Annotated in this window: 19 protein-coding genes; 17 read left to right on the top strand and 2 right to left on the bottom strand. The window is 57.6% G+C overall.

Annotation, left to right across the window (positions count from 1 at the left end; all coding sequences use genetic code 11):
- Positions 1–55: 55 nt before the first annotated feature.
- From PTE31013_RS24055 to PTE31013_RS24070, 4 genes are all read left to right on the top strand, one after another.
- Positions 56–343, top strand: coding sequence for a hypothetical protein (locus tag PTE31013_RS24055; protein WP_150615141.1), 288 nt, complete (start codon positions 56–58; stop codon positions 341–343).
- Positions 344–360: 17 nt separating this feature from the next.
- Entirely contained in the window at positions 361–666 is a 306-nt protein-coding gene (locus PTE31013_RS24060; protein WP_150615142.1) for a hypothetical protein, read from the top strand.
- Between the two features lie 13 nt (positions 667–679).
- Complete coding sequence (locus tag PTE31013_RS24065) at positions 680–937, top strand: GTP-binding protein (protein WP_150615143.1); 258 nt, start codon at positions 680–682, stop codon at positions 935–937.
- Between the two features lie 71 nt (positions 938–1,008).
- Positions 1,009–1,512 (top strand): hypothetical protein, encoded by a 504-nt coding sequence (locus PTE31013_RS24070; RefSeq protein WP_150615144.1) that lies wholly within the window; start codon positions 1,009–1,011, stop codon positions 1,510–1,512.
- Between the two features lie 216 nt (positions 1,513–1,728).
- Here the strand turns inward: PTE31013_RS24070 and PTE31013_RS24075 are convergent, their stop codons facing one another.
- Positions 1,729–2,253, bottom strand: a complete 525-nt coding sequence (locus PTE31013_RS24075; protein ID WP_150615145.1) for a hypothetical protein — start codon at positions 2,251–2,253, stop codon at positions 1,729–1,731.
- A 387-nt stretch (positions 2,254–2,640) separates the two neighbouring features.
- Here PTE31013_RS24075 and PTE31013_RS24080 point away from each other — a divergent pair, with 387 nt between their 5' ends.
- From PTE31013_RS24080 to PTE31013_RS24100, 4 genes are all read left to right on the top strand, one after another.
- Entirely contained in the window at positions 2,641–2,982 is a 342-nt protein-coding gene (locus tag PTE31013_RS24080) for a hypothetical protein (RefSeq protein WP_048627737.1), read from the top strand.
- A 377-nt stretch (positions 2,983–3,359) separates the two neighbouring features.
- Complete coding sequence (locus tag PTE31013_RS24090; protein ID WP_150615146.1) at positions 3,360–3,980, top strand: hypothetical protein; 621 nt, start codon at positions 3,360–3,362, stop codon at positions 3,978–3,980.
- A gap of 12 nt (positions 3,981–3,992) precedes the next feature.
- Positions 3,993–4,355 carry a hypothetical protein gene (locus PTE31013_RS24095; RefSeq protein WP_150615147.1) on the top strand — a complete coding sequence of 121 codons (363 nt, stop codon included), beginning with the start codon at positions 3,993–3,995 and terminating at the stop codon, positions 4,353–4,355.
- Positions 4,356–4,529: 174 nt separating this feature from the next.
- A complete protein-coding gene (locus PTE31013_RS24100; RefSeq protein ID WP_150615148.1) occupies positions 4,530–4,787 on the top strand; it encodes a hypothetical protein in 258 nt (85 codons plus the stop codon).
- Here the strand turns inward: PTE31013_RS24100 and PTE31013_RS24105 are convergent.
- Positions 4,766–6,115 (bottom strand): IS4 family transposase, encoded by a 1,350-nt coding sequence (locus tag PTE31013_RS24105; RefSeq protein WP_425495596.1) that lies wholly within the window; start codon positions 6,113–6,115, stop codon positions 4,766–4,768. The genes PTE31013_RS24100 and PTE31013_RS24105 overlap by 22 nt on opposite strands.
- A gap of 437 nt (positions 6,116–6,552) precedes the next feature.
- On the opposite strand from PTE31013_RS24105, the gene PTE31013_RS24110 reads away from it, so the two are divergent.
- From PTE31013_RS24110 to PTE31013_RS24145, 9 genes are all read left to right on the top strand, one after another.
- The gene (locus tag PTE31013_RS24110; RefSeq protein WP_150615149.1) at positions 6,553–6,822 is read left to right on the top strand and encodes a hypothetical protein; all 270 of its coding nucleotides are present in this window, start codon (positions 6,553–6,555) and stop codon (positions 6,820–6,822) included.
- 252 nt (positions 6,823–7,074) lie between these two features.
- The gene (locus PTE31013_RS24115) at positions 7,075–7,560 is read left to right on the top strand and encodes a hypothetical protein (protein WP_150615150.1); all 486 of its coding nucleotides are present in this window, start codon (positions 7,075–7,077) and stop codon (positions 7,558–7,560) included.
- A gap of 16 nt (positions 7,561–7,576) precedes the next feature.
- Entirely contained in the window at positions 7,577–8,215 is a 639-nt protein-coding gene (locus PTE31013_RS24120) for a hypothetical protein (protein WP_150615151.1), read from the top strand.
- 10 nt (positions 8,216–8,225) lie between these two features.
- Positions 8,226–8,354, top strand: coding sequence for a hypothetical protein (locus PTE31013_RS25295; protein ID WP_281351882.1), 129 nt, complete (start codon positions 8,226–8,228; stop codon positions 8,352–8,354).
- Between the two features lie 127 nt (positions 8,355–8,481).
- The gene (locus tag PTE31013_RS24125; RefSeq protein WP_150615152.1) at positions 8,482–8,745 is read left to right on the top strand and encodes a hypothetical protein; all 264 of its coding nucleotides are present in this window, start codon (positions 8,482–8,484) and stop codon (positions 8,743–8,745) included.
- A 15-nt stretch (positions 8,746–8,760) separates the two neighbouring features.
- On the top strand, positions 8,761–8,979 hold the full coding sequence (locus PTE31013_RS24130; RefSeq protein WP_150615153.1) for a hypothetical protein: 219 nt from the start codon (positions 8,761–8,763) through the stop codon (positions 8,977–8,979).
- Between the two features lie 58 nt (positions 8,980–9,037).
- Positions 9,038–9,274, top strand: a complete 237-nt coding sequence (locus tag PTE31013_RS24135) for a hypothetical protein (RefSeq protein ID WP_150615154.1) — start codon at positions 9,038–9,040, stop codon at positions 9,272–9,274.
- A 246-nt stretch (positions 9,275–9,520) separates the two neighbouring features.
- Positions 9,521–10,015, top strand: a complete 495-nt coding sequence (locus PTE31013_RS24140) for a hypothetical protein (protein WP_150615155.1) — start codon at positions 9,521–9,523, stop codon at positions 10,013–10,015.
- A complete protein-coding gene (locus tag PTE31013_RS24145) occupies positions 10,002–10,820 on the top strand; it encodes a hypothetical protein (protein ID WP_217426263.1) in 819 nt (272 codons plus the stop codon). Before PTE31013_RS24140 ends, PTE31013_RS24145 begins: the two co-directional genes overlap by 14 nt.
- Positions 10,821–11,004: the final 184 nt, after the last annotated feature.

Raw genomic sequence — 11,004 nt, forward strand, 5'->3', positions numbered from 1 at the left:
TGCGATGGCGCGGGCGCTGACCAGTGTTTTAATCAGTTTGAAAAGGAATACGCGAATGAAAATCAACGAGAACCAGCAAGTGGCCGACATCTTGGCCGAGGCACTCGAAAAGCTCGAAGCACTCGGGCTGAAATGCGCCATCAGTCCTAACATGTTGCCGAAGGGCGAGTCACTCTCTCTGCATGTTGGCAACACGCTGTACGACGTTGGCACGGGGTTCGTCGCGTCGATGATTGGTGGTGCGGCGGCACACGAGGCCGGTGGAAGTGCGATGTTTGACGATGAGGTTGAGCAGTTTGTCCGCGATCGCGAAGCCGGAGACTTGGGGCCGGTCGCACACTAAGACCACGGAAAGCAGCCATGAGTTTCGAACCAACACTTCCGTTTCGCAAGCCGTTGCCTACGCAACTTGCGATGACCGGCGACGACTGGAGAAGCGATCAGGACGTCAAGGCGCAGGCACGCGCCGAGGCAGTCAGGAAGAAAGCCGCTGTAGAGTGCGCACGGAAATTGGAGGTGGCGCGTGACGCGTTGAATGCCTACCTGCTTGCATGTATTGAATGTAATGACGCGTCACGTAGTCGCGGCGCAGACGACAGCCGCTCGATCCTGATGGGCAACATGAGCGAGTACGCCGGTTTCCTCCGCTCGGTCTACGACAAATAATCGGGAAACCTCGATGAAGAGCCAGATTTTCGGACGCAAAGCAGGTTCGGGCGCAGAAATGAAGCTTCTGTTGAGTGGCGAGGGAGCGTCGAGCGGCGGTCGCCCTGTCGATCCGGGCAGGCTTCACGAATTTGAGGTCTCGAACGCCAGACGCGCAGTGAAGGTGCTCCGCGAGAAAGGCGTCGATGGGTACGTGATGTTTGAGAGTGATCCCGCCCGATACGAATTTACGCCCGATGAAGATTTCGTCTATCCGGCCGTGAGCCACTAGGAAAAAGGTTGGTTTACTCGCAAATGTGCATTGCTTCTTTGACGTCATCGTTTCTCTCTGGCGGTCACCATATGCCCAGTCGAGAGGAGGCTAAGGCGAATGGCCTGAGCTGGGTAGACGCCCTTCAGCGAGTCGCCGACGAATGCTCCTCCAACGGGCAGCACCGCGAGAATTGCCTCACCAGTTGGGTGACGTACGCAGGTCGCATTCGCGAAGAAATCGGCGACGACAAGCTCTTGGTTCGGCTGCTGCTGGCCGTGTTACCACGCTACGAAGGCCCGTCGTTGACGCTGTATCGTGGCGAGAGCACCGAGCGCTTCAATGCCGGGAGGATTGGCCTCTGTTGGTCGTCGCAGCGTCGTACCGCAGAAATGTTCGGAAGTGGTCTGAACGCTTACTACTCCGGCGGTGGCGTTCTACTCAGTGCGAATGTTGACGCAATGGCAATTATTTCCGGCCCTGGGAAACACAGTAGATGGCTTGGCGAGGAAGAGTACACAATCGACCCATGCGCGCTAACGGGGTTGGAGGTGTTGCAACGGTATCCCAATCCGAACGACCGCATGCGGCGATAACCACGGAAAATGAACGACCGACACTTAGACGATCTTCGCGCCCTCACTTCGATTTACGAAGAGGTAATGTGGCTGTCAGGCCGCCCTAATGTGACGGCCAGTCGAGCGAGAGCGTGGTACACGCACGTGATGGCCGAGAGTGTAAAACGTCGAGTGAGGCAGTTTTCTGGGCTAGTTTCAATGGAGGCAATCGCGAGTCAAAGCGGCGACCTGCGACTAGAGCACCACAAGAGAATTCAGACGACACTCACGGCGCTTGTTGATCGACATCGACGGGAGCAGCGACAGGACCCTGACGAGTTCGTGCGAACTGTGATTGAGTGCGAGTCCGTCCACATCGTTACGAGCGCGGAGAACTACGCCGCGATGCGCGCTCGCGGGGACTACGAAATGGCCGGGATCGAGCTGGTGCCTTGGGGCGAAATCCATGAGCACCGTCGGCGCGAGCTGTGGAACAAGATGCTCAGAAGCCGGGTTGCCAACGCTACCACGTTCATCGTGACTTAGGCCAGAAAGCACAAGCCCGCTATGGCGACCTACAAGGACATCCAGATCCCGAGGAAGCCATGCGGCATTAGGGCTGGCTCCGCTGACAACGGAAAGATTGCCATGAAATTTGCAGGAGAGCAGGATGCTTGGAACTGACGAATGGAAGGACCGAGTCATCGCGTCCAGCACGACGCTGTGCCCATCCTGCGAATCAACAGAGGTGACGATGGGTGCTTGCGCGATCGGCACCAAGACGGTTCACCAGGAGTACGTGTGCGAGTCTTGTCAGCATGAGTTCACGGCACTGTTCGTGCTTGCTGGTTGCTATGTTGGACATCCGAACAACTAGACGGGAGTGGCCGTGATGCGGAACTGCAAATGTGGATGCGGTGAGCCTGTGAAGGGACAGAGAGTCTTCGTCAATAAGGAGCACCAGTTGGCATGGATGACTGTCGGCGGAGCAGCCGAAATCGGGGCACTACAACCCCTCGAAGCAAAAATGCGAGGCGGAGCGACGGCAGGACGCATGTCGGCAGAAAACGGGAAACTCGCGGAGGCGTCGAAGAAAGGCGCGGAGCGCGCGCGGGAAATCGCAAAGCAGTTTCGCGATCGCAAAGCTGACGTCAAATAGGAAGAATCATGACCACGCCCGTAGATGAAGACGACGACGGAATTGAAACTTCGATGTTCTATTCCGTCATCGGCGAGATGGAGCGCGTCTGGGGAGAACCGGGATTAGACGGCACGTCAGACGAGTACAAGTGGTTGGAAGCGAACTACCAAATCACGGAGGAGGAGGACGTCAAGTGGCAGATGGCCTTGCAGTACTTCGTTAATCATGACCTTCCTGAAGACGATGAGAGCGATCCAGAGGTCATGGCATTTCTCGACGACTACGATGCGGTGAGGTCATTCTTGGCCGAATTCCTTCGGAAGTATCGAAGCAGTGACAAGGTCTATCTGCGACCGTCAGCGCTTTAGGAAAACCGCGGAAAAGGCGATATGAGTCTCGCAACCCTCTGGAGATCACCGCAGGCGATGGTGGTATCCGAATCAGACATAGACGCTGCCCTAGCGCACCTATCGGGTTTGCCGTTTAGGGCTAGGTCCCCAGTCCGATGGGAGAGGCAGCGCCTTTTCCAGAGAATTCGCGAGGTCATAGGAGCCGAGCGGCGAGTCGACCGACTGTACAACATTGCGCCCGGGGTGTTCGCTATTGTGAAGCCCTTCGGGATTGATCTCGCCCATCCAGTGGCTGAACCGGAAGAGCGCTTGCAAGTATGGCTCGCCATCCGGTCTGTAGGTACAGACCCGGCGCGCATCAGTTCACTTTAGCAACTGGAAAACAGGATACAGCTATGAATGGAATCAACAGTACGCCTGATGGGCTGAGCGATGACGATGCAAATGAATGCATCGACCACATCGAGGGCATCAGCGGCGTCCAGCTCACGCGTGACCAATTACACGACGTCCTTGATAGGCGGCTAATCGCAGAGGTTTCGGAGTGGGGCGTCGAAGACACAGAGGTCGGTGGTCGAATCGCAAATGCGATCTCCCTGCATCTCCTCGGTCAGTCGTGGCCCCTCATCGGTGACGGTATCGATATGGATTCACACGTGTCGGCACTTCAGGCTGCTGCGAGAGAACGCGGCTACGAGGTTTCAGACTTGGTCGATGAGAACGCGACCCTGCGACGCAGCGAGGCGCCGTCACGCCCCGATGCGCATCAGGTCGTCCATACGGTGGTCGTCGGTGAAGAACGACCGTCGATGCTCGAACGGCTAACACCGCAGGAGCGCGAAGCGCTCTTTTCATGGAGCCGCAAACAAAATCCCTCATCGCCTGGGGGCGCGATCGATCTGATGACGTGGCCGGGCTGGACGGGTGCTTTGCACCGCGTGCAGGCCGATTCAACGGCAGCGTGGGGCACCGCGCTCGATGTGATTGATCGCATCAAGTCGAGCAGTGCGAAATAGGACGGAAAAATTATGAACCGCACTGAATGGCAGGACCGAGCGTATGACACTGCTTCGACATCGGAGCTGTTCGCGGCGATGGATCGCCGATCGGAAGCGATCAATGCACGATTTGCGGAGCACGTAGCGCGCGTTTCGACTTTGAGCGGACGCGCGTTGGACCCGTGGAACCCTGAGGTGCGAAGTCATGTTGTCCCGAAAGACGGCGAAGCATTGCCGAGCGACACCCGAATCTTTTGGGGAGAGGAACTGAAGCCCCTTCTGGTCGGCACCGTTGTGCGTGAAGTGAACCATATGCTACTGGTCGTTGTTGATCGCTCAGGCCCGGTCCCCGTTGTTTTTGAGGACCGATTCGACGCTAGGGACTTCATCTAGGAAAACCGCGATGACGTACGTACATGCATTGGCCGAATGGGCCTCAACGGCACCAGCCGACTTTTCCCTCCGAGTGAGTGCCGGTGCGTTGGTCGCCGTGATTCTCGTGGCGGCTGTGAGACAAGGTCTATTTGGGCGCCGCTAACAGGCATCGGAAAAAGCTGTAGGAACACGATGCAAAAACTTGAACTCTTGGATTGGCCGCAGCTCGGCATTGGGGCCTACCTGGCCGTGGCCGACACGCCACTCTTCACGACAGGACATCTGGCTGTGTACGAGCTCGCGTTTGAAGACGACGCGATTAACGTTAAGCGCCGGGGCATGGATCTTGGACGATTCCGGCATGTGGCTATTAAGGGCGCGCGCCTATATGTCTTTGATGTCGAACGTCGCTGCCTTAAGGCATCGTCTTATACACAATTTCCAGCGTGACCGCCGGCACGTAACTTCTGCAATGTCTTGGCAGCGACATGAACCTCTTTGAGTCCGAGCCAAATTGCTTTCGCGCCGGGTTCGCCATCACCCTTGCGGCCGAGAAATCCGCCCAAGCGCGCGATCAAGCGCAACACCTCATTGAGCTTGGGCTTGGCCGGCTGCTTGACGTCGGTCAGCAAATACGCGCCGCGAATTTCATCGACATCGAAGAACAGTTCGGCATCTAGATCGGGGCAACTGCGGCCCATATGCATCAGATGGACGATTCGCCAAGCCACGACCAGAAACAGCGCCAGCGCGCGTTCGAGCCGTTCGATTGCACCCAATTGCAGCGCCTCGACACGGCAACCGTTCTTCAGCACGTTGAACAAGATCTCGATTTCCCAGCGCGCCCGATACCAGTCGATCAGTTCAATCGCTTCCTGCAGCGTCGTGGCTTCTCGGTTGGTCAGCAAGCGCCATTCGATCGGCTTGACGCCGCCTGGTGCATCAAACTCACGCGCCACCAGACACGTGGCCGCTACGCTTTGACCAACGCCTGCTGGCAGTTCGATGCGCCGCAACCATATGTGCTGGCGCACCTGGCGCGCCTTCACGCCGTGACGCGAGCCCATCGTGAAGGCAATCTCGCCGAGCGGTGCACCTTCTGTCGCCGCCGCCCACAGCCTCGCTCCCTCGGGCAGCGCGCGGTCGTGGGCCGAGCGAATCAGCCAATCAGCCGGCGTGCCCAACTCCTGCGCCCGCACCATCAGCGCGAGCATGTCTGCCTCGCGATCAGCGACGTACACCAGTCGCGTGTGCGGCAGGCTCGATGCCGTTTGCGCCACCCGCTCGTAACCCTCGATCCAGCGCAGGCTTTCCTTGAGGCCGCCGCGCTTGCCCTGCGCGTCCTTGGGCTCACGCGCCCACATCCACGCGTCGAGTACACCCAGCGGCACCCGCTCAGGCGTCACCGCATAGGTCGGATGCAAATACATCCCGCGCTGCATCTCGTAAGACAGTGGCCCAAGGCCCGCGGCCTGCCGGCCGTTGAAATCCAGTTCCGTGGTGTCCTGCAGGCACAACACGACCGACTGAGCGGCCATTCGTTGCTCGGTCTGCCGCCAGTGCGGCTCCAGAATCGCACTCCACTCGACCTCGCCGTTGTCGAAGAAGCGGTACGCCGCCATCGTCTCGCCCCAGCCCCGACACGCCTGCGGCACGCCAGCCGTCGGCTTGGCCGCCAATCGCTCCATCAATGTCCTCGCTCGCTTGTTCAGGCGCGCGTCGCCAAGGTCGAGGTCAGCAAATTCGGTTTCCGTCCAGCACGGTGCTTCCAGGGCCAAGGCGTTCACGCAAAAAGCGAGAGTAAACGCGACGCGCCGAAAGTTTACAAGCCCCGGTCCATCTCATTGCTCGACGACCGTTTGTTCCAGCCTACGGTTGCGGAGGACAGACTTATGTATAAGACGATGGCCTTAAGGGGAGCCTCGGTCGCTTCGAAATTCACTGTACTTAATCGGAAGAACCATGACGATGCGAACCAGCTACAGCCTCATCTGTCCATGCGGGCATAAGGGCGCAGTGCGGATGAGCGAGAACGACGCGCCATATTCGACGTGCTGGGAAAGCTACTCACTGGAAGGCTTCGACGGTGACACGTTCCACAAGGAAGGGGCGGCGGCCGGCTGGCCCGAGGTCTTCGAGCGCCTTCGGCCTGTGTGCCCGAGCTGTAGACGAACGCTGACGCCTGACAATCTTTCTGGCAGTTGATGGGAAAAATATGGACCATTTCAGACCTACCCGAGAACCTGCACGGAGCATCTACGACACATTGCTGAGCGAGGCTTCAAAGAGGAAGGGCCGTCGCACCGAAGACTGGATTTCGGCAGAGCGTGACGCTGTTCTGCGTGAAGCTATCTTCCTGGCACAGAAGATGGGTCGGCGCGCTCCTTCCCTTGAAGACGTCGAGCGCGCTGAGCGTGCAGCGATGGGGCACTCGGACTACATTGCGAAATGGTCATACGGCGTCGCCGCCGCGATCACCAGCTAATCGGAAAAAATATGAACCTGGAACACCTGGACGAAATTGCCCGAGAAGCATGGGCCTGAAACTGCCAGCGGGTCGGCGTGTTGTCGACCGGGGAAGTTCTGTACGTGGCGCTGGCTTCAGGCCGTATGCGCGAGCTGGCACCTAGCGATTCCGTCGCCTACGCCGTCGAACGAGTCGGCCCTGAAGCGATGGCCCACATGCTGGAAGTGTGGCCCGCGAGTACTCAACGCAAGAACTGACTGGAAAAACGCGATGAAGATTGCATCCACAGGCGGCATTGAACTCGACATCGGTAGCGGCGTTGAGCATACGTTGTTGTTGGCACCGATGCGCAAGGGCAAAAGCGTGCTCGTTCAGGCGGAAGCGGACCGGCTCGGAATCCCTTACGAGGAAATGAAGCGCCGTCTTGAACCGACACCGGAACAACAAGCACGGGCACGTATGAGGCAGGAAGAAAGGGATTGTCGCGAAGCAGTACGGCTCGACGCAGTTCGCAAGGCGTATTGGGACAACACGGAAAATCCGGATTCTGACCTGTACCCATTGGTCAACGCATTGGACGATATCGTCACTGATTCGACCGTTGAGCAGCAGCGCATGCTTTTCATGATGTTGCCTGCCGATGTGTTCGGGATGGGGCTTGCGTGGGGTTTCTCGGATACGGAAGTACGGGACCGGATTTACGAGTTCGTAGCTGAGAATCGCGACGCGGTAACGCAGGCAGTATCGGTCAAATAGGACGGAAAAAGCACACATGCCCGGAGAACTCCACCAAAGACTCGTGACGATCGGAGCACAATGGCTGAAGCGCCAGGGCTTCGGTGTCGTAGCCACGGAGCTCGTCACGGCCGGTTCCTCAGAGCAGGCGGACGCAATTGGCTTCCGAACAACCTGCTCGGCACTGGTCGAGGCAAAGGCTTCGCGTGCCGACTTCCTGGCGGACGCCAGCAAGCCGCATCGCGCGGCCGGCGGGTTGGGGGTGTACCGCTTCTACCTGTGCCTGCCAGGCATCATCGAGGTGGGAGACCTGCCACCTCGATGGGGACTGTTGCACGCGGTCGGTCGTGGCGTGATTGAAGTGCTGCGCCCGACCGGCAACCTCTGGCCACCGTGCGGCACTGCTGTTGGAGACTGGGAGCGCTTTCAGCATGCTCCCGACGAAAGTGCCGAGAGGGGCGTTCTGTATTCGATCGCGCGACGTCGATCCTTGACCCGATCGGACGAGCAGTATGAGAAGCGCCTGAAGGACGAGCAGGCTCGTGCTAGTGCGTTGGCGCGCCGAAATGACGAGTTGGCGGAACAGGTGCGGCAATTGCAGCTCCGCTCGTTCGCGCCAGGTAGGCAGGAAAGTGTGGCCGAATTGAAGGCCGCGATTCGCAGAAAGATTGCATAGGAAATACGCGATGAAGATTGCATTCACAGGCGACATCGAAGTCATCGGCATCACCGACGTTCGCGTGGTGCTCTCGCATCGCGCAGTCTCGGACCTCAACGAGCAGGCTCGTGAGTGGGCCGAAACACAACACGACTGACCACGGAAAAGATTCGAAATGTCGCTCTCTCTAACGCTCGTGTTTTACAAGTATACCGCAGCCCCGTTTGTCCGGCACGAACGCAGGGAGCGGAAAATTGACTCGAACGCGGCAGAATGAAAAAGCCATGACCCATTCACTGAGCCTGGATTGCGCGAAAGCGATCTACCGCACCGCGATTGATCCTCGCGCGAGCGATGCCGAGTCTGCTGCGTGGTGGGACGAAGTCGCGGACGAAGTGCGTGACGTGGTTGCAGCGCGTACGATCGTTGAGGCGGCCCAGGTCATCGAATGGTGGCATCACGACTGGACGAGTGTTTCGGATACGGCGGGAGGTGCCGCGAAACGCATTCGATTGGCCGCTCGCGAGCTTTACACCGCAGCGCACTGATACGACGGAAAAACCATGACTGCAAAAGACCTTAACCAAACCAGCTTTCTTCGTTCTCTTGTCCCCGGCATTGCGATGACGCTGTTGTGGGCGACGGCCCCAATGCTGTTGGTCGTGTTTATGCTCTTTGACGCTGAGCAGCCGATTGAAATAACTCGATGGGCTGGTGGAACTTTAACGGCGCTCATCTTCGGCGCATGGATGGCCCGAAATGCAGGCTATTTCGACAGGTAGGACTGGCTAGGAAAAACGCTCGCGCTCTATGCTCGGGCCACACAGGAAAGGATGTTTCATGACGTTCCCACGTTACACCGAAGGTAAAAATCTATTTGTTCCGCTGGCAAGCTGGGATGCCCTCAAAGGGCGAAGCGACGAACAGCCATTTTGCGACATGATCGAGGCGGCGCGAAAGACTATCCAGGCCGATGGGGCCTTCATCGTCTATCGCGAGAGCACTACCGAAATCATTTATCGTTGCGATAGGATTTCCGAGCTTGAGTCTGCTATCGAAGAGCAGTCAAACGGATAGGCAAAACACATGCCAGTCAGCCATGTCACGATCCCGCATAGCGTCTCCAATCGCTGGCGCATCGCCGGGTGGGTTGATGAACACAAACATGCAGTGAGGTTGTGCAGAGTAGTCGGCTACGAGCACGATGAAGATAGTATGGATGTCGCGCTTGTCGAATTCGTGAATCGGACAGACCTGTTTGAGTGCACAGATGCTGTGGTTCACCCGCACATGCTTCTGCCCGCTTGAATCAAGGAAAAGACAATGAAACGTGAAGAGATCTTCCCGCAGTTGCCGCTTCCACCCGAATTGGCTTATGACTTTCTCGGCACTTTTGCGCGTTGCGAGTATGCGTTGAAGACGTCGGGATTTGCGAAAGCAAAGAGAAATTCCGTCGAAGCGGACTGGGATAACTTTGCCGAGGAGGTCGGCAAGCATTTCGCACGCATTGAAGATGACGAATTCAAGAGTGCCGTTGCGTATCTCATTGCCGAGCCGCCACGCAAGCAGGTACTCCACGAAGGTCGGCTGTCGTGGAAAGACTCTCCACCAAACGCAAAAAATTCTAGTGCACAACAAACCCTTCTCATGGTTCGCAGGGTGCGGAACAACCTCTTTCATGGCGCAAAAATCTGGTCTCCCGAACGGCGGCTTGAGGGGGGCCGGGACGAGAGACTGGTACGTAGCGCACTGACGGTCCTTAAACACTGCATGGAGCACCGCCGCACTCGCATGGCATTCATGCATGGGATTTTCTGATACCCAAGCACCAATTGACGCCGGCGGCGATCACGCAGAGAAAATTTCACATGTCGCGGTGGGTGTCCAGAGGGACGACTCAATTCCTGCGAGTCTGCGTACCTGGAGCTATAGGAAGAAGGATTGGGATATGGGAGAAGCAAAACGACGCGGGTCTCGGACGGACCGTATTGCGCAAGCTGAGCACCGCGCTCGGACGGAGGCCGCGCAAAGAGCGATGCTTCCCGCATCAATGCAAGAAGCAATGGATATCGAGGCAAGATGCGGGGTGCTGTTTTCGAGGCTTACCACGCCGAACTCGATCAACGAACAAGTGCTGCAATTCGCTCGGACCCTAAGCACCGCAGCGCCGAGTTTCCTCGACTGCATGCCTGAAGCGTGGAGCCGTCAAAGCTGTTGCGATATGAATGTCGCCCGCTACATTGAGGATCACGGAGGCCGGGTCATTTGCGGCTATCGCATCTGGTACAACGAGCCTCTCTACATCGAGGGCGAACGCCATGCAGTTTGGGCCGACGGTGACGAGATTAGAGATGTGTCGTTCGTCGACACCGGAGAGACTCGTACTCTGTTTGTCCCCGATGAGAAGGCGTTCGATGAAGCTCCTCAGAAGGTTCGACTTGCTTTCGGAGATGCAGATAAGTCTGTTTTGGCTGGATGGGAGGCCATGATGAGTACGGTCCCTATTCAGTTCAATTCACCGGAGGATTCGTGGAACAGCATGCCAACCTATGAGCAATGGCTGGCAGGCACAAGGATGCCAAACCTGATTCCGGCTTGGCGCCATGGAAACAGCTCGGAATGATTAATTCGAAGGCCGAAGCGCTTATATAAAGTCAGCTATTTCACATCTCTACTGAATTTTCGAGGGTTGAATGTTTAAAACGTTGGTCCCATTGGTCGCGGTAGCGGGGGCGGTCTCAAGAGTCAAGTGCAACGTTGAGCTAACCCAGCGGTTTCCAATTCCTTGGCCATTGCTTCCTCGGGGG

It is taken from the genome of Pandoraea terrigena (assembly GCF_902459705.1).
Taxonomy (GTDB): domain Bacteria; phylum Pseudomonadota; class Gammaproteobacteria; order Burkholderiales; family Burkholderiaceae; genus Pandoraea; species Pandoraea terrigena.

What these genes read in the sequence shown, in the direction of transcription:
- PTE31013_RS24095 (WP_150615147.1), top strand. Translation starts at nt 3,993, where the DNA reads ATGAACCGCACTGAATGGCAGGACCGAGCGTATGACACTGCTTCGACA.
- PTE31013_RS24060 (WP_150615142.1), top strand. Translation starts at nt 361, where the DNA reads ATGAGTTTCGAACCAACACTTCCGTTTCGCAAGCCGTTGCCTACGCAA.
- PTE31013_RS24090 (WP_150615146.1), top strand. Translation starts at nt 3,360, where the DNA reads ATGAATGGAATCAACAGTACGCCTGATGGGCTGAGCGATGACGATGCA.
- PTE31013_RS24080 (WP_048627737.1), top strand. Translation starts at nt 2,641, where the DNA reads ATGACCACGCCCGTAGATGAAGACGACGACGGAATTGAAACTTCGATG.
- PTE31013_RS24055 (WP_150615141.1), top strand. Translation starts at nt 56, where the DNA reads ATGAAAATCAACGAGAACCAGCAAGTGGCCGACATCTTGGCCGAGGCA.
- PTE31013_RS24135 (WP_150615154.1), top strand. Translation starts at nt 9,038, where the DNA reads ATGACGTTCCCACGTTACACCGAAGGTAAAAATCTATTTGTTCCGCTG.
- PTE31013_RS24065 (WP_150615143.1), top strand. Translation starts at nt 680, where the DNA reads ATGAAGAGCCAGATTTTCGGACGCAAAGCAGGTTCGGGCGCAGAAATG.
- PTE31013_RS24145 (WP_217426263.1), top strand. Translation starts at nt 10,002, where the DNA reads ATGGGATTTTCTGATACCCAAGCACCAATTGACGCCGGCGGCGATCAC.
- PTE31013_RS24110 (WP_150615149.1), top strand. Translation starts at nt 6,553, where the DNA reads ATGGACCATTTCAGACCTACCCGAGAACCTGCACGGAGCATCTACGAC.
- PTE31013_RS25295 (WP_281351882.1), top strand. Translation starts at nt 8,226, where the DNA reads ATGAAGATTGCATTCACAGGCGACATCGAAGTCATCGGCATCACCGAC.
- PTE31013_RS24130 (WP_150615153.1), top strand. Translation starts at nt 8,761, where the DNA reads ATGACTGCAAAAGACCTTAACCAAACCAGCTTTCTTCGTTCTCTTGTC.
- PTE31013_RS24115 (WP_150615150.1), top strand. Translation starts at nt 7,075, where the DNA reads ATGAAGATTGCATCCACAGGCGGCATTGAACTCGACATCGGTAGCGGC.
- PTE31013_RS24070 (WP_150615144.1), top strand. Translation starts at nt 1,009, where the DNA reads ATGCCCAGTCGAGAGGAGGCTAAGGCGAATGGCCTGAGCTGGGTAGAC.
- PTE31013_RS24100 (WP_150615148.1), top strand. Translation starts at nt 4,530, where the DNA reads ATGCAAAAACTTGAACTCTTGGATTGGCCGCAGCTCGGCATTGGGGCC.
- PTE31013_RS24120 (WP_150615151.1), top strand. Translation starts at nt 7,577, where the DNA reads ATGCCCGGAGAACTCCACCAAAGACTCGTGACGATCGGAGCACAATGG.
- PTE31013_RS24125 (WP_150615152.1), top strand. Translation starts at nt 8,482, where the DNA reads ATGACCCATTCACTGAGCCTGGATTGCGCGAAAGCGATCTACCGCACC.
- PTE31013_RS24140 (WP_150615155.1), top strand. Translation starts at nt 9,521, where the DNA reads ATGAAACGTGAAGAGATCTTCCCGCAGTTGCCGCTTCCACCCGAATTG.